The organism is Mesorhizobium sp. WSM4850 (assembly GCF_055811735.1).
Genome location: NZ_JBVVPV010000060.1, coordinates 1 through 21,328 on the forward strand (window position 1 = coordinate 1; position 21,328 = coordinate 21,328).

The 21,328-nt window shown below is 59.9% G+C and carries 17 protein-coding genes; 14 read left to right on the forward strand and 3 right to left on the reverse strand.

What is annotated here, in order from left to right:
- The first annotated feature begins 177 nt into the window (after window positions 1–177).
- The 8 genes from AC0L2Z_RS31875 (at window position 178) to AC0L2Z_RS31910 (ending at window position 8,750) form a co-directional block, all read left to right on the forward strand.
- Window positions 178–966 carry a WecB/TagA/CpsF family glycosyltransferase gene (locus tag AC0L2Z_RS31875; RefSeq protein WP_473630240.1) on the forward strand — a complete coding sequence of 263 codons (789 nt, stop codon included), beginning with the start codon at window positions 178–180 and terminating at the stop codon, window positions 964–966.
- A gap of 164 nt (window positions 967–1,130) precedes the next feature.
- A complete protein-coding gene (locus tag AC0L2Z_RS31880; protein WP_473534405.1) occupies window positions 1,131–2,444 on the forward strand; it encodes an oligosaccharide flippase family protein in 1,314 nt (437 codons plus the stop codon).
- A 12-nt stretch (window positions 2,445–2,456) separates the two neighbouring features.
- Window positions 2,457–4,277, forward strand: coding sequence for a Wzz/FepE/Etk N-terminal domain-containing protein (locus AC0L2Z_RS31885; RefSeq protein WP_473630241.1), 1,821 nt, complete (start codon window positions 2,457–2,459; stop codon window positions 4,275–4,277).
- A gap of 8 nt (window positions 4,278–4,285) precedes the next feature.
- Window positions 4,286–5,596 carry a hypothetical protein gene (locus AC0L2Z_RS31890; protein WP_473614540.1) on the forward strand — a complete coding sequence of 437 codons (1,311 nt, stop codon included), beginning with the start codon at window positions 4,286–4,288 and terminating at the stop codon, window positions 5,594–5,596.
- Between the two features lie 310 nt (window positions 5,597–5,906).
- Window positions 5,907–7,205, forward strand: coding sequence for a polysaccharide biosynthesis/export family protein (locus tag AC0L2Z_RS31895; RefSeq protein ID WP_473614541.1), 1,299 nt, complete (start codon window positions 5,907–5,909; stop codon window positions 7,203–7,205).
- A gap of 21 nt (window positions 7,206–7,226) precedes the next feature.
- Window positions 7,227–7,361: a hypothetical protein gene (locus AC0L2Z_RS31900; protein ID WP_287288812.1), complete on the forward strand. Its 135-nt coding sequence runs from the start codon at window positions 7,227–7,229 to the stop codon at window positions 7,359–7,361.
- Window positions 7,361–8,257 carry a glycosyltransferase family 2 protein gene (locus AC0L2Z_RS31905; RefSeq protein ID WP_473630242.1) on the forward strand — a complete coding sequence of 299 codons (897 nt, stop codon included), beginning with the start codon at window positions 7,361–7,363 and terminating at the stop codon, window positions 8,255–8,257. The genes AC0L2Z_RS31900 and AC0L2Z_RS31905 overlap by 1 nt, the downstream gene beginning before the upstream one ends.
- Before the next feature lie 88 nt (window positions 8,258–8,345).
- Window positions 8,346–8,750, forward strand: a complete 405-nt coding sequence (locus AC0L2Z_RS31910) for a recombinase family protein (RefSeq protein WP_473614544.1) — start codon at window positions 8,346–8,348, stop codon at window positions 8,748–8,750.
- A 37-nt stretch (window positions 8,751–8,787) separates the two neighbouring features.
- Here the strand turns inward: AC0L2Z_RS31910 and AC0L2Z_RS31915 are convergent, their stop codons facing one another.
- Entirely contained in the window at window positions 8,788–9,987 is a 1,200-nt protein-coding gene (locus AC0L2Z_RS31915; RefSeq protein ID WP_473630243.1) for a right-handed parallel beta-helix repeat-containing protein, read from the reverse strand.
- Between the two features lie 207 nt (window positions 9,988–10,194).
- On the opposite strand from AC0L2Z_RS31915, the gene AC0L2Z_RS31920 reads away from it, so the two are divergent.
- The 6 genes from AC0L2Z_RS31920 to AC0L2Z_RS31945 all read left to right on the forward strand — a co-directional run bounded on the left by AC0L2Z_RS31920 (window position 10,195) and on the right by AC0L2Z_RS31945 (window position 17,875).
- Window positions 10,195–11,850, forward strand: coding sequence for a GMC family oxidoreductase (locus AC0L2Z_RS31920; RefSeq protein ID WP_473630244.1), 1,656 nt, complete (start codon window positions 10,195–10,197; stop codon window positions 11,848–11,850).
- A 35-nt stretch (window positions 11,851–11,885) separates the two neighbouring features.
- Window positions 11,886–13,046 carry a glycosyltransferase gene (locus tag AC0L2Z_RS31925; RefSeq protein ID WP_473614549.1) on the forward strand — a complete coding sequence of 387 codons (1,161 nt, stop codon included), beginning with the start codon at window positions 11,886–11,888 and terminating at the stop codon, window positions 13,044–13,046.
- Between the two features lie 428 nt (window positions 13,047–13,474).
- Complete coding sequence (locus tag AC0L2Z_RS31930; RefSeq protein WP_473614550.1) at window positions 13,475–14,914, forward strand: undecaprenyl-phosphate glucose phosphotransferase; 1,440 nt, start codon at window positions 13,475–13,477, stop codon at window positions 14,912–14,914.
- Between the two features lie 426 nt (window positions 14,915–15,340).
- On the forward strand, window positions 15,341–16,513 hold the full coding sequence (locus AC0L2Z_RS31935; protein WP_473630245.1) for a PqqD family peptide modification chaperone: 1,173 nt from the start codon (window positions 15,341–15,343) through the stop codon (window positions 16,511–16,513).
- Window positions 16,510–17,514, forward strand: coding sequence for a nucleotidyltransferase family protein (locus AC0L2Z_RS31940; RefSeq protein ID WP_473614553.1), 1,005 nt, complete (start codon window positions 16,510–16,512; stop codon window positions 17,512–17,514). Before AC0L2Z_RS31935 ends, AC0L2Z_RS31940 begins: the two co-directional genes overlap by 4 nt.
- Before the next feature lie 121 nt (window positions 17,515–17,635).
- A complete protein-coding gene (locus AC0L2Z_RS31945) occupies window positions 17,636–17,875 on the forward strand; it encodes a hypothetical protein (protein ID WP_473630246.1) in 240 nt (79 codons plus the stop codon).
- Between the two features lie 519 nt (window positions 17,876–18,394).
- On the opposite strand, the gene AC0L2Z_RS31950 is transcribed toward AC0L2Z_RS31945, so the two are convergent.
- Window positions 18,395–19,207: a hypothetical protein gene (locus AC0L2Z_RS31950; protein WP_473630247.1), complete on the reverse strand. Its 813-nt coding sequence runs from the start codon at window positions 19,205–19,207 to the stop codon at window positions 18,395–18,397.
- A gap of 786 nt (window positions 19,208–19,993) precedes the next feature.
- The gene (locus AC0L2Z_RS31955) at window positions 19,994–21,247 is read right to left on the reverse strand and encodes an HlyD family type I secretion periplasmic adaptor subunit (RefSeq protein WP_473630254.1); all 1,254 of its coding nucleotides are present in this window, start codon (window positions 21,245–21,247) and stop codon (window positions 19,994–19,996) included.
- Window positions 21,248–21,328: the final 81 nt, after the last annotated feature.

Genomic DNA, 21,328 nt, shown 5'->3' on the forward strand with positions numbered 1-21,328 from the left:
TCTTGACGCCGATATGGCCGCCTGACGACGTGCCGGCCGCAACGGAGAGAACAAGGGAGTTTCCTTTTAGGTACCTCTGGTGAGCGCGCCGCCCGCCAGCTTCCCGTCGGAATAGCAATTGAACTCGAAGTGCTCGCAGGCTGTGATGAAGCTCACCTATCAGCAATCGAGGGTGGCATGACAGAACTCGCGATCGATCCGGGACAGTTGCGCGAGCAAGTGCTTGAGATACCCGTGCACGCCCTTGACTGGGCGCAGACAGTCAACTGCGTCTTCGACTGGGCCCTACGGCGAGAGAGCCGAACGGTTTTCCTGGGCAATGTCCACAGTGTCGTCACCGCCCGCCGCAATCGCGCCCATGCCGAAGCGATGGATAGCGCCGACCTTGTCGCGCCGGATGGAGCGCCGGTAGCCTGGGTCCTGAGGCGGCAGGGACACCCGGATCAGCCGCGCATCAGCGGACCGGACCTGATGTGGATTTGTTGCCGGAGAGCGTCAGAACTCGGCACGGAAATGTTCCTGTACGGCGGCAGCCCCGGCACCCTCCAGCGTCTTGAACATTGCATTCGAACCGAGTTTGCCGGCATAAACATCGTGGGCTCTTACTCACCTCCGCGCCGCCCTCTGTCGGCCGAGGAGGATGAGGTAGTGGTCAGAATGATCAATCAGTCCGGTGCGAGGATCGTGTGGGTGGGGCTCGGATGTCCCAAGCAGGAAAGCTGGATGCAGGCGCATCGCGGCCGGATCAATGCGGTCATGCTGGGGGTAGGAGCAGCTTTCGATTTCCACGCCGGAGACGTCAGGCGGGCGCCGCAATGGATGCAGAGGAGCGGGCTGGAATGGCTGCACCGGCTCTTCCAGGATCCCCGCCGCTTGGCGAGCAGGTATCTCGTGACGAACAGCCTGTTCATCCTGGCTTTGCTGCAGGCATCGCTCCTTCCCGGGCGCGGAGTTCGTAACGATTAGAGGGAGGGCGGAACCAGTGAACACACTCGGACCGCCGTGTTGCCGATTTGCGCCAACTCCTCCACGGGCGGCTGTTTTTGGCTCTGCTGCTGGGAGGCGGCGCTGCCCATATCTGGACGGTGTGGTTTGCATTGCCTCGACAGGCACCTGACGGGAGGCTCTCCATGACTCTGAGCAAACAGGCCGCCAGTCTGGCTGTCCTGCATGCCACCGACGTCCTGCAGCCGCTGATCATCTTGCCCTATGCCGGGCGTGTCCTCGGACCCATGAGTTTCGGGCAGTACGCGTATGCGCTCGCCATCGGACAACTCGCTGCCGTCGCCGTGGCCTATGGATTTCACTGGACCGCGCAACGCAGAGTTGCTTCCCTTCGATACGAGCCGGCGGAGATCGCGTCACTCTTTGCTCAGGTCATGGTCACCAAGGCAGTGCTGTTCGCTGCCGTATGTCTGGTTGGTCTTGTGCTGGCCGGCGACGTCCTGGCGCTCGACAGGCCGACATTCCTGTGCGCGATGCTCTCGGCCGCCGGCGGCGTTATTTTTCCGGCCTGGCTCTTCGTCGGCCTGGAGCGCGCCTGGCAGGCGGCCGTCGCGGGGGTTGTCGCTCGCGTTCTGGCGCTCGTCTGTTTCGTCGCCATGGTTGCATCACCTGACCAGGTCGCGCTCGCCGTTGCCATCCAAAGCGCAGTTCCCGTCGTCAGTGGCGTCATTTGCTTACCCTTCATCCTTCCGATCGGGTTCGGCGGCTTCAGGTCCGTGACGCTTTCGACGATTGGAATGCAGCTACGCAACGGCTGGAGGGGATTCCTCTTCACCGCCGTGGATACTGCCCTCGTCACCCTCCCTGTCGCCCTTGTCGGACATTTCGCAGGTTATGTTGCAGCCGGACAATATTCTGTCGCCGAAAAATTCCTACTAGCCGCGCGGGTATTTTTCAGGTTGCTTATGGATACCCTCATACCGAGGGTTTCATACTACGCTCATGTCGACCCTGCTGCCGGGGTACAACTAATAAGGAGGTCACTATTCACCGTAGCAGGCGGAGCGGCGATGAGTATCGGAATGTTCTTTGTTGCTCCATATATAATATTGACCCTCTTTGGAGATGAATTTTCAGGAGCGACACCTATCGTGCGCGCAATGGCCATTATACCATTGCTGATGAACATAAATACATTCACATCAAATATATTCATGTTTAGTTACGGATACGAAAATGAATGGACCGCCCTTAACGCATCCGGTCTGCTGGTATTCCTGGTGGCCTCGTATTTTTTATCTTTCGTCATGGCAGAGCAAGCCATTGTTTATGCGATGGTGGCGAAGGAAGTCGTCGTGCTGGTGGTTTCAACCGGCTTCTTCCTCATTGGCGGAGCGGCCGTCCTTCGCACGGCGGCGGCTTGCGACGCAGGCCGGGTGCGAAGATGTCTGCCAGCGTCCGCGCCGTTGGAGCATGATGCCGATCGTTTCCGGCCGTAGGAGATTCTCTACATGTTCGCGTCCGATCACTTTGTCGTTCAGCCGTCCGGGTCGCCTCACCAGCCGATCCCCCCCAAGGATCGCGACGAGCTGACCGTGAAAGACATCTTGAGATTTGTTCGAAGCAGTTGGCGCCTTTGCCTCCTCTGGATGGTTTTGAGCCTCGGTGTCGGCGGCGCATATGCGGTCCTTTCGCCTGGATATTACACCGCCTATGCGACGATCCTCCTTTCACCTCCGCCCGCTTTGGAACCGGGCGAAGCTGAGGCAGATGAGCGGGTCTATGTAGAGAGCCAGATACAGGTCATTCAGTCGGACGAGGTCGTCGGACGCGTTGTTGACGACACTGACCTAGCAAACGAAGAGTTTGTGATGGATGACAGCTTGCGCGCGCGGATCTCCAGTTACGTGCGGAGCCAATTGGCGTCTCTCTTCGGCACCGAACTGCCGACGGTGGAGCCGAATATTCGGCATCAGGCGATGGTCCTTGTTAGGCGCGCGTTTTCCGTTCGTCAGTTGGGTTTCTCCAGCGCCGTCGAGATCGGGGTCACCTCTACCGATCCTCAGTTCTCGGCCATGCTCGCGAACGCGATCGCCGCCGGTTACATCGGAAATCAGCGCGAACGCCGGCGGGCTGCTCGCGCGGAAGAAACATCTGATCTGCACAAGCGGCTGGCGGAACTTCGGGAAAAGGCTTTTGTGACCGAATCACTGAAGGAACTCCCGTCGGACCCTGAATCCGCGGAGAGGGCAAGAGTCCTTTTCCGCGAGCAGCAGAGCGCGGCCGAGGTTTATCGCTCGCTTTACAATGCCCTACTGCAGCGGAGCCACTCCGATTTTAGCGCCTCGTCGCTGATCCCGAGCGCAAGGGTCATCACGGCGGCCGAACCGCCTCGCAAACGCAGTTGGCCGCCCACGGTCCTGGTGGTAGCGCTCTCCGTTATGGCGGGTGGGGTTGCCGGCGTTGGTCATGCATTGATCAGGCAAGCAATGAACCACCGCCTGATGACGGTCGAGGATGTGCACAGGTCGACCGGCCTCGATCGGATTGTAGGGATCCCCAGAATTCCCCGCCGCAGGTGGACTGTCGTGGGGCCATGCGAGCAGTCTTTGCAGCCCGTCTACTCAAAGGACGCTCCCGAGCTTCACAGCTCGCTGAGCAAGATTGCCACTCGGATGCGCGGAGTTCAGGGCCACCAAGTGAGCAAGATTGCCACCCGGATGCGCGGAGTTCAGGGCCGCCAAGGCGGATTTGTAATCGGCGTTGCTTCACCCCTCGGCAAGTCCGGAAGCTCCACGGTGGCGGTTCATCTCGCAAGGGTCATTGCGGCGACCGGGCAAAAGACACTGCTCGTTGATGCCAATTGGCAAAAGCCATCAATGGACCAGCCAATGCTGAACGCGGAGCCAGGTCGCAAGCTCGCCAGGGCGTTTGCCACCATTCCCGCGGATCAGGAAGGGCTGGAAGTTCTGGCTCTCAGGCCCACGGGGTCAATCTCCGACTTGAATGCCTCGCTCTCCATCTCCGCTGCACTCCAGCATCTGCAGCAAGAATACAGTTGTATAGTGGTTGATTTTCACAGCACCGACCGCACCGCTGATCTCGAAGCGGCCATGGGCGTCATCAGCGAGGTCCTCCTGGTGCTGAAGGCACACCGCACTTACGCGGACCATCTCGAGGGAATTCTGCGCATCATCCCCGCAGAGAAACTCTCGGCAGTAATTTTGACCAGGATCAATCGTGCGCCATCCTTCGCCGTGCGCCGCCGCACTGATCGCGGGAATCCACGCGGACCAATCTGGCTCGCGAAGGCTTTCAGTCCTAACCGGTGACACAGGCCATGACCTCGCCAGCGACATTGTCACGCAGGAATGGTTCAAAGCCGGTCGACCTCGTTTGCAGCCATTCCCCTGACGTGCTCGACTACACGCTCTTTCTCTCCGGCATTTGGCTGGCCTGCGCCCTGGCAATATCGCTTAAACTGCTTGGCCCTTTCTTCATAGTGATCCCGGTCGGTGTCTGTCTGGCCTATGCCGTGCTGCGGCAGACGGTGCCGCCTCGTCTGCTGGCGGTCTACACCGCCTTCTGCCTCTTCATTGCCCTGCTGTCCAGATACGGGCTGATGCCGGATTCCTGGCAGGTTTACTTCCTTCAAGAAGCAGTCATAAGGCAAATCGTCCCGATTGTGGGATTCTTCGCCGTCGCATGGGCATCCAAGGCTTATTTCCGCCGCAGGCTGATGAGCGGCAATGCCTTTTTTGGGGCACCCGTTTTCCTGTTCCTGTCTCTCGTTGTCGCGCCGGCGGTGATGTTTCAGCAGGGTGTGCAATACGAGGGCGCACCTCCGGGAGCCACGATGCTGATTCTCTACGGCTCGCTCCTCAATAACATTGCAATTGCCGTGTTCTTCATTGCAGGCGGTATTTTTCTGACGAATGACTGGCGCCGCTACGGCGGCATTTTGCTCTTATTGGGATTTGCCCTTGTGAGCCCCTTGGGTCAGTTCAAGGTGCTCGCGGTCACCATAGTGGTCATTCTAATTGGCGTGCCAGGCCGACTGGTAGCTATAGCTCTGGCGACGGCATTAACTGCTGCCTATGCCGTCGGGCTGAATTTCATACCTCAAACCTATGCCTTGGACCCGAACTCCGGGATCCGACTTGCGTTCATTTCGGACGCACTCGCATCCGTGGCGGATACATACGGCATTGGCATCGGATTTGGAAAAGAGTCGGTTCAGTGGCGATATGAGATCCCAGGTTTCGCGGATTTCACCTTTCTTCCTGACACCAGGAACATCACGCATGCCAGGATGCTTGAGATACTCTCAACGGGAATCCACAACTCGTTCCTTCAATCCATGCTGCGGACGGGAGTCATTGGATTCATTTTGATTGTATCTGCAATTGCGGCGGCGTTCCCACCACGCAGACTGCCGCGCGGCGTTCGAAACCATGCTTCGGCGGTCTTCGTCATGATTTTCCTCGCGATGTTCGTCAATGCAGTCCTGGAGACTCCTCTACAGATAGTGGGAATTGCATTCTCATACGGCTACCTGACTGCACTTCGCGCCACCGCTTGGGCAGAGGATGCGGAACCCGTTCCGCCAATTGGGATCGAAATGCAGCAAGGCGGTTCTTGGCGTACCTGACCGAACACGGATGCGGTCCGTCCGAAACAGGCGATCCACCGGTCTCGGTAGAAGGGGTGCGCGTCCTACCGGTTTTGGCCCGGTAGGGGCATGAGAGCCGTCCGGCCAGTGCGTACACGCCTGCGATTAGGCGTCCTCGTCCGTTTCCATGAGGGGTGCCTCGAAAGAGCCAGCGAGCCAGCCATTTTGCCTCGGCCTCGGCCATGCCTCTTCTGGTAGCATAGGGCCATCCACTGCGCAGGTTCGCCCGCGCCGAGAAACCCGAGCTCAGTCACCCGTAGAGATACGGGGGCAACCCGTTGGGGGACCCATGAAGCTGTTGAGAACCTTGTTGTCGGCGCTGTCGATGACCATGGCTTCGACCCGCCTCGCTTCGTTCGCTGGCGCCATCGCTCTGATTCCGACAGCGGCACTTGCCGACTACAAGCTACAGCCCGGAGATACGCTGGAAGTGTCGGTCCCTGGTATTCCGGATTTCAGGCAGCGATTGCAGATCGGAGTGGACGGCGAGGTGAACTTGGCGCTGGTTGGAGCGGTTCAAGTCAGCGGCCTTTCCATTCAACAAGCGCAGGAAATAATCGCTGGCAGTCTCGCAAGCAAGCAGTATCGGCAGGGGACCGCGGACGGCCGTGAGATAACGCACCTGATCCAGGCCGACCAGGTCTTCATTTCAGTTGCCGAATACCGGCCCATCTATGTTTATGGTGATGTGGCCAGGCCGGGAGAGTACATCTTCCGGCCGGGGATGACTGTCCGACAGGCTGTGGCGGTTGCGGGTGGCTACAGCGCTGCCCAGGTTCGCATCGCCAATCCGCTCATGGAAGCGGCCGATTTCCGTTCCGAGTACAAAGCCCTATGGGCGCAATTCGCAACGGAACAGGCTCGCATTTGGCGCCTTCGCACCGAACTCGGCGAAGAAGTAAAACATGTCGAGAACGTGGCCGTGCCTGAGGCGCTCGCCGAACGATTGAAGCAAGCGGCAACAGCGCATATCGAAGCTCGTCTGTCAGACAGTGAAAAGGACAAGGAGCTTCTGCGACGTGCTGTCGAGGAGACCAGCCTGCAACTGGAGCTCCTGTCTGAAAAGAAGAAGAAGGACGAAGAGGGAAGCAAGGCCGACACCGACGATTACGAGAGCGTCAGGACGCTGTTGCAGAAGGGCCTAGCGCCGACCACGCGCCTATCTGAGGCCCGTCGAGCGGTGCTTATGTCATCAACCCAACTGCTCGAGACGATCGTCCAGGCATCGAACATCGAGCGCCAGCGCGGCGAATATGTCAGACAGCTGAACAAGATCGACAGTGAACGACAAATCGCGGCCTTGGGAGAGCTACAGGGGGCCTATATGAATCTGGCCCAGATCTCGGCGCGTCTTGAGGGTACCGCGCAGAAGCTGGCGCTTACAGGTCAAGCGCAATCCAGCCTGCTGACAGCCGCGGGTCGGCCCGAGATAAAAGTCCATAGAAAGCGAGAGCAGGGCGACGAGACGCTCCCCGGCAACGAAGATCTCGGGCTTGCGCCCGGCGACGTTGTGGAGGTCGTTTTGCCAAAGGTGGACTTTGCCGGAGCCGTCGCGTCCTCGCCAGGGGCGTCAGCAGTGCCGAACTGAGTTTCAAAGGAGCGACCACCGATGCGCGTCTTGCTGGTTCTCGCCGCACTTCTTTGGAAGGATGCTCTCGACGGCCTTCTATTGTGGAATGCGCCCGAGCCGGTCTATCTGTGCGCGCGCTCGGCCTATCGGCTCGGCCGGAAGGTGCTTGCGTGATGAGCGTCACCGTCCCTCTCCCCTGCGATATCGTCTTCCTGGGACTCGCGCGCAATTGTGCGAGGACGCTTCCAAACTTCTTCCGCTTCATCGCCGAACTGCGGGGGGCGGGCCTGCGGGTCCGGGCAGTCATCGGCGAAAACGGGTCAAAGGATGACACGCGCGCGCTGCTCCTCGAGCACTTCCGGGCCGATGCTACGGTCGAGATCCTTGCGACGGATTTTATGGCGACGATCCCCGAGCGGCTGCCGCGCATGGCGGCCGGTCGGGAATTCCTTCGACTGCACGCGAGCAAAAACCATCCCGCCACGCACCATGTCTGCGTCGTCGACCTGGACTCCGTGTTCGCAGCCCCCCCTACGATCGCCGCGTTCGTCTCATCGCTCGATCGGCTCGCCGCCGATGCGAGCCTCTTCGCCGTGGCCGCGAGCTCGAAGCCGCGCTACTACGATCTGCTGGCGCTGCGGTGCGAGGGCCTATTCATGGAGAATCTTCAGCATATTATCGTTCGCGCGAAACGAAATCCGCTCACCTATCGCTCCACCCTGGCACGATGCGTCCACGATGCACAGGAACGGGTGTCGGCGAGTTCTCTGCGGCACTGCGTCTCGGCTTTCAACGGCCTCTGCCTCTATCGGGCGGAACCCTACTATGCCCACTCCTACATCGATGCCCAGGATCGCGAGAGCTGCGAGCATGTCGTCCTCAATACGGCGATACATGCCTCGACCGGCAGTCATGTCCTTATTGACGACGGTCTGATTGTGACCGCTCCGCCCGAGCATCTTCGCGAGCAACCGCTTCGCTTTTACACGGTTCGCCTTTTGCGGCTGATGAGGCGCGTGTCGATATGGTGTGCTGGCTCAGGCCCACTCGGCTCGGGGCACCGGCCATGACTGCGATCACGTCATCGGTACGGCGGGAGCCGCCCGCCCTCGGCCTCTCATCGTAACGGCGCAAGGCTTCTTACGATTGGGCAAGGCGATGATCATCGGCTACTGTCGTATCAACACCTTCGAACCCACCGCAAGGCTGGAGGCGCAGAAGCTTTATCTTGCCCGGCTGGGAGCCGAGAACTTCTTCTGCGAGAGGGCCAGCATGTTCGGCTCGACGCCGGAGCTGGAGAGGGCGATCGCATGTGCCAGGAAAGGAGACGTGATTGCTGTCACGAAGCCCTACCGTATTGCGCGCACAACCCGGCAGGTTCTGGCGCTCATCGAAAGGCTTGGCAACAAGGATGTCGGTCTCCGCATCGTCGACACACCTGTCGATACGAGCACGACGACGGGACGCATGATCCTTGCGTCAGCGCCTCTCTGGACGCTTGGGATGTCCCCGCCGCGGTCAATGTTGGCAGACCTGTTTCTCTTTTGGCGTCGTCGTCGGTAGGGTCTCGTCGGATTCGACGCACTAGCGCACTCTCTGCTCACTGCCAGTCGAAGGCAAGCCGCAATGGCGGTCTGGGGTCAAATGCCTTGCGCTCGATGGACCAACCGGCATGCACGGCCGCCCTTTGCCAGATGATGTTGCGGGGATTGGCGAGCGCGTAGACGCAGCAGTCCCTAACACTGTGCTTTTCAGCGCCTTCTGATATCCGGGTATGGAACGACAGGCCGTTGGATGTCGGGGCGTCCCTGCCGTCCCGTGGCTCATTGTAGGTGTCCCGGCTCCGGCAGCGGTTGAACGAGCAACCGCCACTGCCGACCTTACCCTGCGGAACGGCCGAGAAGGCGCCGTTGCCCTGTTTAACGGCATCGACGTCATCGACCCGGCAATTGAAGCTTCCCTCCAGCATGACGCCAGCGCCCGTGGGGCTGTTGTTGTAGACGACGAGTCCACGTCGAATTGCACAGCGGTCCGAGTGAAAGACAGAAATATTGTCCTCGGTCCAGGAGGTGGGACCATTCTCGGCCGAGAAGTCTTCCAAGCTCGTATCCGGAGAGCGGTTGAACTGCACATTCTGTCCACGCGGGAACGGCCCGCGCGCGTCGTGGAGTTCGAGGAAGCTCATCTGGGTGCCCGGACAGTCGACGACATAGATGTTGGAAGCGCCGCGGGACGCCTTGACTCGGGTGATGATCGCATCCGGGCAGCTTTCCAGCTTTATGTTGTTGCGGTTCTGGCTTGGTCCGGTCCCCGAGGGGGGAGCCCCGACATGATCGATCTCGAGGTCCTGCAAGCGTATTCCGGCGGCTCCCCGGGCGTATATCCCGCTGCCCATGGCATGACGGATGCGGCAGCTGCGAACAATGACGCCCTGATGGAGTATCGTGATCCCGTTGCCCAGGGGCGCATAAATGTCAAGATTTTCAATGATCTGCCCATCTGCGCGCGAAAGCACCGGTCCGCTTGGACGCAGAAAGGCGGCCGCTCCCCCGAACCATTTACCGCCGTCCGATCGCCCCATGCCCAGATGCAGTTCTGCGCCGACGACGCCCGAGACGGGCAGCGCCAGCAGCCCGGCAAGGAGATAGCGCCGATTAAGGCGGGGTTTCAAGAGACTGCCGGCCGCGCCACCCGTTCGGGTGCCAGACGTCGGCTCCGCTTGTGCGGAGACGTCGAGGTGGCCCTGCCGCGTCCGTCCTCTCGGCAAGGCGGCTTCCTCCGCGAGATTGTCGTCAGGCATCCCCATCTCCCCCCTGTGCGCCAGCCGGCGCAGGTTCCCGAAGAATGCGGATTGGCGGCAGGCTTATGCCCGCACAGCATTCCGCACACCATCTCTCTATTCAGCCCGCCGCGAAAGCCTTCATAAGGCTTAATCCCGATGGGCAAAGTGCCATCTGCCGGATTCCCTGCCATTCTCTGAAGCTGGCGATAGGCTGAGCGCGAAGCGATGTCGGTTGAGGCGGATGTCTTTGACTATGTGATCATCGGAGCCGGGGCGGCAGGCTGCGTGTTGGCCAATCGTCTGGCGGCTGACGGCACCAATACGGTCTGCCTGCTCGAGGCGGGGCCATCCGACAGCAGCATCCTTCTGCACATTCCGGCGGGACTCTACAAGACATGCTCGAATCCGAAATATGCCTGGCAGTTCGAAACGGAGCCGAGCCCGGGGACCGCCAATCGCTCTATTCCGATGCCGCAGGGCAAGACACTGGGTGGTTCGACCGCAATTAACGGGATGATCTACAACCGTGGCGCCGCCGCGGACTTCGACGAGTGGGCCCGCCAGGGCAATCGAGGCTGGCGCTACGCCGACTTGCTGCCCTATTTCAAGAGAAGCGAGCGCAGGATTGGGGAATGCGATCCCTTCTACCGCGGGACAGACGGGCTACTTCCGGTTACAGACTGCGATTGGCGACATCCGCTTTGTGATGCATTCATCGAGGCCGCGCTCAATGCCGGCGTCCCGCGCAATCCCGACTACAATGCGGCGAGCCAGGCCGGCGTGGGCTACTATCAGCGCTATATCGACAAGGGATGGCGCGTGAGCGCTGCGCGGGCTTTCCTGCGGCCGATAGCCAAAAAGAAGAACCTGGAGGTCCGCACGAAAGCGCAGGCCACTGCCGTCCTGTTCGAGGGAAAGCAGGCCATCGGCGTTCGGTATGCACGAGGGCCGGGTCATCCCATGAGCGAGGTGAAGGCCCGTAGCGAGGTGATCCTCTGCGCCGGAGCCGCGAACTCACCAAAGCTGCTGCAGCAGTCCGGCGTCGGTGCCGCGCGTATGCTCTGCGAGCTCGGGATTCCGGTCGTGCACGATTTGTCCGGTGTCGGTGCAAATGTCCAGGACCACTATGCGGTCCACCTGATCGCCCGGGTAGAGGGCATTGAAACGGTCAGCGGACACGGCGTCGCCCTCCTGCGCGAGGCGGCCAAATGGATGCTGGGTCGCCCGAACTTTCTCGCCGTCGGCCCATCGCTCGTCTACGGGTACCTCAACTCGCGGGATATTCACTCCACCCCCAATATCCAGCTTGAACTTGCATTGGGCAATTATACTGACCACCGCGCGCGGCGGTTTCCTGTCATCAAGCTTGGCTACTATCAGTTGCGGCCGAAGAGCATCGGACACGTGCGGGCCGTCTCGGCCGATCCGTTTCGAGCTCCGCTCGTCCAGCCCAACTACCTCGCCGATGATCAGGACCGACAGGTCGTCATCGACGGCATGAAGACTGTCCAGCGGCTGTTTCGCGCCCCCGAGCTAAGGCGCTACAACTGCACGGAAGAGCTTCCCGGCCCGAAGATAACGGACGACGCTGACCGTCTTCAGTTCGCCCGCGAAATCGGGCTGACCACCTATCATTTGTGCGGATCGTGCCGAATGGGCCCCTTGGACAGTGCAGCGTCTGTCGTGGACGACCAGTTGCGGGTCCACGGCCTCGAGGGCCTGCGGGTCGCTGATGCTTCCATCATGCCCGCCGTTCCCTCGGCCAACACCTCGGCCGCTGTCTTTATGATCGCGGAAAAGGCGGCAGACATGGTCCTTGGCCGGCAACCCCTCCCGGCACTGGAGCGCGACAAGCCGCCGTGGCGGGCTGCAGCGGGGTAGCCGAAAACCTGAACGACAACTGCCGGGAGAATTCCTTGAAGAGACGTACACTGGTTGCCTCTGAATTCAATGCGAAGGACCGAGCACACTTTGCGTTGGCGTATGAGTTCTGCCGCATTGTTGCGGAATGTGAGGACGCCGATCTAATCGCCCCCGGCCTCGACAACTACCTGACGAGACACTTTCACGCCATCTTGCCAAAGCACGACCCTCACAACGTCCAGCGTGACTTCAACCGACTGACGAATGCGGTCCGGAAAGGGCTAGGGTTTAGGAACGCGCCAACCATGGAGCATGTTCAGCTCACGCAAGACTATGACCTTTTCTTCTTCGTCGCCTGGAGCCCGCAAAGTCTTGTAGAATTGTCTCGGATCCACGACTGGCGCGGCCGCTGCAAGGTTGCTGTCGCGTATCTGTTCGAACTCTGGTCGAGCACGCTCGAACAGGACCGCCAATATCTGAAGCTCCTGGACCAGTTCGACCACGTGTTCCTGTTGCACAGCGCGTGCCTACCGCGCCTGCCTCAATACACCCGCACGCCCTGTTCCTTTCTTGCCACGGCTGTCGACGGCCTTATTTCAACGCCGTATCTGTCGCCGGTCAAACGCGTGGTCGACGTATACTCGTACGGCAACCGAGCCGCGAAAATACACCGGCAGCTTCTGAACCTGGCCCAAGACCGGGACTTCTTCTATCTCTACGACACGCTCGCAAGCACAGATTCCCGGGTCAGGGACTGGCACGAGCATCGGTTGCTGCTCGCCAATATCATCAGGCGCACGCGCTATTTCATGGCATTCAGTCCAGCGGCACTTGCAAACTCCAAGTCCGTCACGGTCGCCGGCGAGCAGGTGCTGCCTGCCCGTCTCTTCGAAGGTGCCGCGGGCGGCGCCGTCATGCTTGGGACCGCGCCGCAATGCGCCGAATTCGGCGAGCACTTTGACTGGCAAGACGCGGTGATCGAGATATCACCAGACTCGAGCAGTATCGCAGACGTAATTGGCGAACTCGACGCAAACCCCCGCCGCACGGAATTGTTGCGCCGGACAAGCGCGGTCCGTTGCCTAGAGATGCACGATTGGGTTTACCGCTGGGAGCACATCCTTGCCACGATCGGAATGGAGCCGCTGCCGCGACTCCATATTCGCAAGTCCCTGCTGCGACAGATCGCCGCCGATGCGATGGCGCTCGCCTAGGCGATCAGGCCCGAAAGTGGGACCGGTTTCGGGTTCGGTGCTCAAACAATGAGAAAGAGCGGCAGTTCCGAACCGGTTGCTTCCGTCGGAGCATCCGCCGCTCCAGTGCTGCGCGCGAGAGCATTCATTTCGAGCTACTCCGAAGAGCTAACAGGCGCGGGAAGCGGGCCAGGAAAAGGTCGTGTGTCCGCCGGCTCTGCTCTTTGGGGTTAGAGCTTATGCCGAATTGGATTCGCACAGTGTCGCTGCCATTCTCAACTCCAACAACCGAGTGCTACCGCAGCCACGGCAATCGAACTTTGTCAGGAAGGGCAATGACCGCAGGCGGCGGATGCAGTCACGCTGGGCATTTCAGCGGTTTTCAGCCGAGGAGGGGCGGTCGTCACGACATTGGTGGATCGATGCGGCTTTGAACGCAGGTGAACGTCATGGCACTTCTTCATGAAGACCCCCGTGCGGGCGTCACGTCAAACGCACCGCGGTGGAACCTCAAGGGCAATGTTCTTCTGCAGTCATTTCCGCTTCTCGAGGCAATGTCCGTCGTGCTGCTCAGCATCGTCTCGGGAATGGTATATGATCTTGTGAGTTTCGGACATTTTGGCGAGTACGGCCGGAACTTCGGGCTCGGTGTTGTTGTAGCCGCCCTTTTTTCGACTTCCGCATATGCGCGCGGGCTCTATCTGAGTTCCGAGCCGCGGTCGCTGGCCTCTCAGGTCAAGGACGTCGTGCTGATCTGGACGGCGGTCTTTCTTTGCCTGTCGGTTGTGGCGCTTGCACTCAAGGTGGGAGACATGTTTTCGCGCCAAGCCGTCATGCTGTTCTTCGTGACGGGAGTTGCCGGCATCATCTTCGTGCGCTTGGGCGCCGGACGACTGGTTGCCTCCTTGACCAGGTCGGACATGCTTGCCAAACCGCAAGTAGTGATCGTAACGCAATCGGACGTGCGCGTGCCAAGTGGCGCAGTCCAGGCAATCGAGGCTTCCGGATGCGATGTCTGCCAAACGATTACATTGCCGGCGGCATCCAGCGAGGGCTCGCTCCTTGAGTGTATGGATAAGCTCATTGAACATGTGCGTCGGCGTTCTGTCGACGAGATAGTCCTTGCTGTCAGTTGGGCTGACATATCCCTGATTGAGAAAATCACGGCTCACCTTTGCGTGGTTCCGGTACCCGTAAGGCTCCTTCCGGACCACGTCGTTAGCGCGCTCTTGAAGCGACCTGTCGTCAACCTGGGGGGGACGAGGGCGATAGAACTGCAACGCGCGCCCCTAACGGCGCCTCAGCTGCTTACGAAGCGGCTCTTCGACCTTGTGCTGACCACTGCTGCCCTTCCATTTCTTCTGCCCCCTCTGGCCGTTGCAGCGGCGCTGATTGCGCTCGAATCCAGCGGGCCGGTGCTCTTCTGTCAGCGTCGGGCCGGGTTCAATGGCCGCACGTTCAAGATCTATAAGTTCCGAACGATGACGATCCTGGAGGACGGGCCTGTTGTCCCTCAAGCCTGCAGGGGCGATCCCCGCGTCACCCGCGTTGGGCGCATATTGAGAAGGTTCAGTATCGACGAGATTCCGCAGCTGTGGAACGTGCTGAAGGGCGACATGTCGTTGATAGGCCCACGGCCGCACGCGCTGGCGCATGACAGCGAATACAGCCAGATCATCTCTCTCTATCCGGCTCGGCACAAGGTGAAGCCGGGGATCACCGGCTGGGCACAAATAAATGGCTGCCGCGGTGCGACGCCGCATGTCTACATGATGATCAAGCGTGTCGAACACGATATGTGGTACGTCAACAACTGGTCGGTCTGGCTCGACATAAAGATCCTGCTTCTGACCATCCCCCGCATCTGGACGGGGCGAGACGCCTTCTAGCCTAACTTGCCGACTCGAGGCCGCTGGAGGCGATTTTGTGTGGCAAGTGATTGATTTGCAAGGAGTGGCGACTGGCAGACGACCCCATCAGTTAACTGCCAAGCGACAGCTTACTCGGAAAGAGCGAACCTCTTCTTCGACGCTATTAGTTGAATACGACTTTGGGTGAGGCTCGACACCATGAGATGTGCGGAAAGGCGCTGTTACAGAACATCTGAATGCAAGCGATGATCAGTGCGAAACACAGCGACCGCTCAATGCATAACCTGCGACTTCAAGCAAAAGTGGCCGCACGGCAACGGCGTTGGCAAGGTACCGCTATGGGAGCGGGGAGGAATGCTATGACTCGAGCGATTGACGAAGATCGTGTGCCGCTCGTCGTGACTTCCAGTCGAATCGACGATCTCCACGCCCAGACAAACGAGGATGACGGCTTCTGTGGGTCCGCAACAAACCCGAACCGCTGACCGAACTGCGGGGCCTCCCCTTGTCGAGTATGCTGCGGCGAGGTTAGTTCCCCAAGGTCGGCTTGCATGCATCAAAGGGCAAAATATCCTGCTCAGCTCGACACAGGGGGCAGTTTTTGCGCTTAATGACACTGCGGCGGATATCTGGCGCTCGCTTCAAGAAGGCGCGCCGGTCGAGGCTATTTTGGGTGAGATGGCAGCCCGTGGCGTTGATAGGCAAGAGGCCTATGGCTATGTCGAGGCTGCCCTTCGAGACTGGGAACGGCTCGGCCTAATCCAGCCTGCTCCACCGCCGTGCCCAACCGCAGTTCATCAATATCTCTGCCAGGTCGTTGCTGTTCCAGGCGTGTGTGCGCGCATACTGTATCCGGCCGCCGTCGCCTTTCCGGCCGCGACCGTATTGCAGCATCTCGAGGTTCGAAACAGGGCCGTCGACGTTCTATTCCATCTGGTTGAGCGCGGGGAGCGGATCCACCTGTTCCGGGATGGCCACTGGACTGATTCCTGCGGTCGCGACGAGATACCCATTATGGTCAAAGGGCAACTGCTGGCCGAAGTGCTTGAGCACAGTGAATATGAACTCGCCCTCCACGCGGCGGCCCTGTTCAAGAACGACCGCACGCTCCTCCTTTGCGGCGGCCCTGGCTCGGGCAAGACGACCCTGACCTTAGCGCTGGTCCACGCGGGGTTTGGCTTCGCGGCAGACGATGTGACACTTCTCGACTCGGCCGGACAGGGTATCGGCCTGGCTTTTGCGCCTGCAGTCAAATCGGGATCATGGCCCATTCTGGGAGAATATTTCCCCGAACTCGGCAGGTCTCCGGTTTACCGGCGCCCCGATCGCAGGCGCGTGCGTTTTCTTCTGCCTAAGGATCATGTCCCTCCCGTTCCCCGGCCCGTTGGCTGGGTGGTCATGCTCTGTCGGACGCAGGATGCCAAACCTTCCCTGCGGGTGATTGAGCCGACCGACCTCCTGGGTGGCTTGCTGAACGGCGCCTTTGCGCGGAACAAGGAGCTAAGCAGCACTGCGTTTGACGTTCTTTGCCAAGTCATCCGATCGGCACAGGGCTTTTGCCTGACCTATGCCAAACTGGATGACGCGTTGGAACTGCTGAAGGCGGCGTGCCGATGAAGGCCACCAGGAATGCGCTCGAGGCCCTGATCGCTGGACTTCGCGGCCGCCTGGTGGTAACGGCCGACTGGCAGGCGGTGATTGCACTCGCCAATCATACTCTGCTTACGCCCGCCTTGTTCGCCGCTCTTGCGCGTACGGGCCAGCTTGACCGGCTCCCCGAAGACGTGGGCGAGTATCTTCAGTTCATTTACCGCTGCAACCGGCAACGCAATTTGCGCTTGCGCAGGCAGCTGAATGAAGCCGTTGCTGCCCTCAATCAGTGGGGCATCGTTCCGGTTCTGCTCAAAGGGGCCGTTCCCTTGTTCCTTTCGTCGAGCGGCAGGATTCCCGACAGGATGATGAACGATCTCGACCTGGCTGTGGAAACGGACACAGTAGAGGCTGCCCGCGCTTGCCTAGCCGAGCTTGGCTATGCCGAAGCGGCGTTCTCTTGCGACGGCATGGGACGCCCACAAGACGTCGGTCTCCTGGAACTCCGGCCGTACCGGGAGATTGACCGCGAGTCCCCGAGGCTTGCCTGCCGTCACGGTCTTAGGACGAAAATCCCCGCCCCACAGTCGCGTGCCCTCCACTGGATCATGCATGATCTCATCAAGGAGGCGGACTACTGGCGCGGAAGGACCGACTTTCGCCACCTTTATGATCTGGCACAGCTGGCGGAACAGCATAAGCTGGATTGGGCGGTGCTCCGAACATCTTTGCCCGACCAGAACGCGCGGAACGCGTTCGATACTCAACTCCTGGCATTGAGTCACTTCTTTGGCGTCAGAGCACCGGCGCAATATGTGCGGCGCCCATTGGTCCGCTTTCAACATTGGCGGCGTGTCTTCCCCTTGTACCATCCCGCCCTCGGCGTTCCATTGCGTCTGGTCGGCAATTCGCTGTGGGGTATGTGGCGACTCCTACATGGCGATGGCTTGGGCCGACGGAGTCCGCTCGACTTTGGACGCCGCGCCACTAGCATCCTCCTTGATGGCGATCTTGGGTCAAAAGTGTAGTAATACTTAATTTCCTGAATTGTATCTTGATGGCGCCTTGATCTTCTCGAGACGCATATGTCAGATTATGGCGTTAGAGTGTTATTCACTGGCTGTTGTTCACTGGACTGGAGTCAATTCGATGAAGAGCGGGAAGTATTCCAAAGGAAAGACAGATAGACTTGTCCCGGAAGAACAGGCACGTCGTGAATTTCTAAAGAATGCCGGGCGTTTTGCTGTTGTAACACCTCCATCCATTGCTCTGTTGCTTGGCACGAGCTTGAACTCGCAAGCTATTGCCGCATCGCATGGCGCACGTCGCGGACATGGATGGGGCGGCAAGAAGGGCATCCACTCTGGTCCTCCTGGCCGCAAGCGTTAGAATGTTCCTTTGGTCGTTCTGGCCGATCATAGATGAGGCGTAATCCGGATAGACGCCTGATACCGGGTTGAGGCGGCCCGTGGAAAACGCAGGCGCGCTTGGCCCGATGCTGCCCCAGCGGTCATCGATCCTGCCATAATTGCCGCGTCTCTGCGGTCTACCCTCCGCACCGAGGCGCTCAGACGCATCGCCGAGCTCTATCGCATCGAGGACGAGATACGCGGACGCGGGATGAGCGTCGTGCCGTGCGCAAAAGAGCCGCCCGATCACCGATAGTCTCGCGCCTTGGCTGCGCGAACAACTCGCTCTCACGCTGGGACGGGCCGGTGTGATGGCCACGGCGCTACAGCGGTGACCGTGACGATCATCCCATGGCCCGCGAACACCGCTTACCACCCTCTCGCCAGTTTCGCTGCTGTGGGCATATGTTGCAATTCTGTTCTGATGCCGGAACAGAACAGGAGAAGCACCTCTGGACAATGAGCAAATGCCCGAACTAGTGCCGTGACTCGAATCTGATCACGGTTCGACGAGTTGGTGCAGAGATTCGCGCAGATAATTTAGAAGTGCATGTATGAAGGCGATCACACCCGTCATCTCCATTACTTCTTCCGAGTGCGACATCACCACGAAAGGCATATCGACGATTTCCGACCAGTTTCCGGAATGTGCGACGTAGGCCGGATAGATATGCCCCCACGCCACAAGCTCCATTCCCACTGCCCCGCCTATATACAGGGCGCCCGCGAACGTGAACCACCCCAAGGTCCGCCTTGGCAGCGCCAGCAGGAAGTGCGAATAAAGGAGCACCAGTATCACCAAGGCCACCATCGCGGGTATGACCCGGGCGGCATAAAGCGATCCGCTTAGCTCTAGCAGAGCCCGTGTTGGCGCCATCGCCATCTCATGGAGGCTGGCGACCTCATCGAGGGAAAGGCAAAGGAAAGTCAGGCTCAGTCCGTACCAATAGACGGCGAATCGGTCTTGCAGAAGCTGCTTTGCCCGGGCGATCAAGAATAAGAGGCCTGCCGCCGAAAACAGCAGGCATGTCGCGAACCAGGTTGGAATATTTGCTTCCCCGTCCAGGGTGACCCGTAGAAGGAGCCAGGCCGGTGGGTTATAACCGAACCGATGCCTCGCCGCCAAAGTCGCGAAACTGATCGAAGCAAGCGCCGTCATGATCATCAGCAAGATCGGAACAATCGCTTGCCACGGCACCAATAGCTCCCCGGTTCGGGTGCCAGTCCGCTCAGGCTGGAGCTTCTCCCATACGCCGGACGCTTCATCGCCGGTGCCGCGGGACGGAAGAAGACGGTTTAGATCGATCGCCACGACTGCAACCTGTGCTCTTAAACCTTTAAGTTGTGCTCCGACTTTGGAGCCCAATCAAGGTCATAATTGGTGCAATCAGGAGCCGCTATAAGGACTATGTTCATTCCGGACCTACGCCCTTGGAACAAGCGTTCTAGCCGCACAAGGGGAAGTCGAGGAGAGGGGAGACAGCCGTTTCAAAACGGTGCTTCGATCAACTGCCAAGCGACACCTCACTCGGAAACGGCGAACCTCTTCTGCGAGGTCGTCAGTGGATGTTGAATATGACTTTGGGTGAGACACGACACCATGAGATGCGCGCCTCTACTTCCAAAGGCGCTGTTACAGAACATCTGAATGCAAGCGATGATCAGTGCGAAACACAGCGACCGCTCATGCATAAGCCGAAGTTACTGGGATGCTTGACGCTTATCTGCAACCCTTGGGACTAGGTTTAGGGTGAAGAAGATCGACCGTCATGAAATCGGGGCGGTTTGGCACCAGCTTGAACTCGCAAGCTATTGCGGCACCGCATGGTGCACGTCCCGGACACGGATGGGGTGACACGAACCACATCCACTTTGATTGTGGTGGCCGAAAGGGTCGGTGACGTGTCATCCGGGTAGGAGCGCCTGATACCCCGGATACCAGAGTCGGTTGGAGGCGGCCGTGGAAACGGAGGCGCGCTTGGCCCGATGCTTGCCCCAGCGCTCATCGATCCTGCCATAATTGCCGCGTCTCTGCGGTCTACCGTGATCCCGTCTAAGGAAGGGGTCGACCGCAGGATGCCAGCAGCCCGGCAAAGGCTCAGTTTTCGCGCATGCCGAGTCGGAACGCGTCCGTCAGGGGTTGCGTCAAGTAGGACAGCACGGTCGTCTCGCCGGTCGCAACGATCACCTCCGCCGGCATGCCGGGCCTAAGTTTCTCGCGGACCTGTTCGGGGAACTGAGAGACCTGCACGGAAACTTTCAACTCGTAGTAGGGCTCACGCGTCACTTCGTCATGGAGCGCGTCTGCGGCAACGGTCTGCACCTCGCCGATCGCGACCGGCGTCGAGCGAGCCTTGAACGAAGGCAGTCGGATCTCGGCAGGAAGGCCCTCGGCAACATTGTTGATGTCGACCGGCGACATCTTCGCCGAGACGATCAGAGTGTCGTCATCAGGGACGATCTCCATCAAGATTTCGCCGGGGCGAACCACGGCTCCTATCGTGTGTACCTTAAAGCCGACAACGCGCCCGGACCGCGGTGCGCGTATTTCGGTGCGGTTGAGCACGTCATCTGCAACGTGCAGCTTTTCGCCGGCGTCGGTGAGCTTGGCACTGGTCTCGGCAAACTGTGCCGAGACCTCTTCGATGGCCTCGCGCCCGACTTGCTCGATCTGGAGTCGCGCCTCGCCGATAGTGTGGCGTTCGCCCGCTATTTCGGCAAGGAAGGCACCAAGCTGACCTTGGAGATCGGCCTGCTGCCGTTTGAGCGCGGTCAGCCGCGTGCCCAGAATGATGCCTTTATGGGCTAAGGGCGCCAGCATGTCGTGCTCTTCTGTGATACTCTCGATCTGCAAACGGACAGCCTCGCTTTGGGATTGCATGGCCTCGATCTTCCGTTCGGACTGGGCGATGCGCTCCTGCAAAATGGGAACCTCGTTCGTACGGGCCAAGCGGCGCTTGTTGAACAGTCGCAACTGGTCTTCCATCGCGCGTTGGGCGAGGGGGGCGCTCCCTAGCGTGAGTTCGCGCGGGAAAGTGACCATTTCGGCTCCATCCAGTTCCGCCTGCAGCCGTGCCTTCTCGGCAAGCAGCGAGAAGACAGCGGACCTGGCGATTTCGCCCTGCGCCTGCGCCTCGGTGAGATCAAGGCGCACGAGCACCTGACCCTCGGTCACATGTGCGTTGGGCGAGACGAGAATGTCACGCACGATACCGCCCGCAAGGTGCTGAACCGCCTTGCGGTCGGTTTCGACCACAACTGTACCCGAAGCGACCACCGCGCTGTCGAGGCTGGCCAGAGAGGCCCACCCGCCGAGGATGCCGAAGGTCAGCACGACGATGCCAAAGCCCATCCGCGCGGGCTTGCGCCAGTCGCCGGAGAGGTTTGCGTGCGCCGGCTTTTGGTCTGAGCCGGCAAAATCCAACGGCGCGAA

Excerpts from the sequence above, each read along its gene's own strand:
- AC0L2Z_RS31875 (WP_473630240.1), top strand. The coding sequence starts at position 178 with ATGACAGAACTCGCGATCGATCCGGGACAGTTGCGCGAGCAAGTGCTT.
- AC0L2Z_RS31880 (WP_473534405.1), top strand. The coding sequence starts at position 1,131 with ATGACTCTGAGCAAACAGGCCGCCAGTCTGGCTGTCCTGCATGCCACC.
- AC0L2Z_RS31885 (WP_473630241.1), top strand. The coding sequence starts at position 2,457 with ATGTTCGCGTCCGATCACTTTGTCGTTCAGCCGTCCGGGTCGCCTCAC.
- AC0L2Z_RS31890 (WP_473614540.1), top strand. The coding sequence starts at position 4,286 with ATGACCTCGCCAGCGACATTGTCACGCAGGAATGGTTCAAAGCCGGTC.
- AC0L2Z_RS31895 (WP_473614541.1), top strand. The coding sequence starts at position 5,907 with ATGAAGCTGTTGAGAACCTTGTTGTCGGCGCTGTCGATGACCATGGCT.
- AC0L2Z_RS31900 (WP_287288812.1), top strand. The coding sequence starts at position 7,227 with ATGCGCGTCTTGCTGGTTCTCGCCGCACTTCTTTGGAAGGATGCTCTC.
- AC0L2Z_RS31905 (WP_473630242.1), top strand. The coding sequence starts at position 7,361 with ATGAGCGTCACCGTCCCTCTCCCCTGCGATATCGTCTTCCTGGGACTC.
- AC0L2Z_RS31910 (WP_473614544.1), top strand. The coding sequence starts at position 8,346 with ATGATCATCGGCTACTGTCGTATCAACACCTTCGAACCCACCGCAAGG.
- AC0L2Z_RS31915 (WP_473630243.1), bottom strand. The coding sequence starts at position 9,987 with ATGCCTGACGACAATCTCGCGGAGGAAGCCGCCTTGCCGAGAGGACGG.
- AC0L2Z_RS31920 (WP_473630244.1), top strand. The coding sequence starts at position 10,195 with ATGTCGGTTGAGGCGGATGTCTTTGACTATGTGATCATCGGAGCCGGG.
- AC0L2Z_RS31930 (WP_473614550.1), top strand. The coding sequence starts at position 13,475 with ATGGCACTTCTTCATGAAGACCCCCGTGCGGGCGTCACGTCAAACGCA.
- AC0L2Z_RS31935 (WP_473630245.1), top strand. The coding sequence starts at position 15,341 with ATGACGGCTTCTGTGGGTCCGCAACAAACCCGAACCGCTGACCGAACT.
- AC0L2Z_RS31940 (WP_473614553.1), top strand. The coding sequence starts at position 16,510 with ATGAAGGCCACCAGGAATGCGCTCGAGGCCCTGATCGCTGGACTTCGC.
- AC0L2Z_RS31945 (WP_473630246.1), top strand. The coding sequence starts at position 17,636 with ATGAAGAGCGGGAAGTATTCCAAAGGAAAGACAGATAGACTTGTCCCG.
- AC0L2Z_RS31955 (WP_473630254.1), bottom strand. The coding sequence starts at position 21,247 with ATGGGCTTTGGCATCGTCGTGCTGACCTTCGGCATCCTCGGCGGGTGG.